The following is a 994-nucleotide window of genomic DNA, read 5'->3' as shown; positions in this document are numbered from 1 at the left end:
GATCGGGACCGGGCCAGGATATTGAGCACGACATCGGCGCTGGTTACCCCTTGGGCCAATGCTTCGGCCGCAGCCAATTCCAGCGCATCGAGGCCATCAACTGTCGCCGCCGTCAGGATCTTGACCATCTGCCCGTGCGCTTCGCGCACAAATTTTCAGAACCTTCCGCTGCCTGTGGCAGCGGTGGCGCCATCGTCACTGCCCTTCAGTTTGACGCGCAGACGCTCCAGCGCTGGCGGCAGGGCCAGTTGCTTGAACGGCGCACCGTTCCCCAGCGCGCCCGGCTTCTTCGCCAGAACCGGCACATAGTGCCAGGGATCGTAAGCGGTCTGTTCGCGGCTGTAGCGACGGTCATGCTCGGCGACGATATCGTCACCCTGGCGGATGACGACGCGGTCGGCATAGGCGTTGACCTCCACAGGGCGCCCGAGTGCCCGCGCCGCCACCGAGTATTTGTTGTAATCGAACCGCACCAGCAATGTCTTGGACACCGAGGCAGTGACAGCGTGGAAGCCGTCGAATGGCACCGAGGGCATGCGCATCAACGCAGGCTTCTCGTCCTCAAACACATCGACGATTGTGCGATCACGTAACTCGGGATGGCGATGGACGCGGGCATGTTCGAGGCAACGGTCGAGCAGCCATGCGTTCAATTCCTCGTAGCTGGCGAAGCGCAGACGGGGCGTGAAGAAGCGTTCGCGCACCATACCTACCTGGTTCTCGACCTGGCCCTTCTCCCATCCCGCCGCCGGCGTGCATGCGACGGGTTCGAACAGGTAGTGGTTGCACATCTGCAGGAACCGGCGGTTGAACTTGCGTTCCTTGCCCAGGAATACCGCATCCACCGCGGTGCTCATGTTGTCGTATATCCCGCGTGTGCAGATGCCGCCAAAGAAGGCGAAGGCCCGGGCATGGGCGTCGAACACCATCTCCTGCGTCTCGCGCGGATAGGCGCGCACGAAGAACATCCGGCTATGGCACAGCCGCATATGGG

Annotated in this window: 1 pseudogene; it reads right to left on the bottom strand. The window is 62.6% G+C overall.

The window, feature by feature from the left end:
* A pseudogene (gene istA, locus AAFM29_RS17715) lies at positions 1–994 on the bottom strand (IS21 family transposase); the annotation flags it as partial.

The organism is Erythrobacter sp. (assembly GCF_038133525.1).
Taxonomy (GTDB): Bacteria; Pseudomonadota; Alphaproteobacteria; order Sphingomonadales; family Sphingomonadaceae; genus Qipengyuania.
This window is presented reverse-complemented; position numbering and strand designations above follow the sequence as displayed.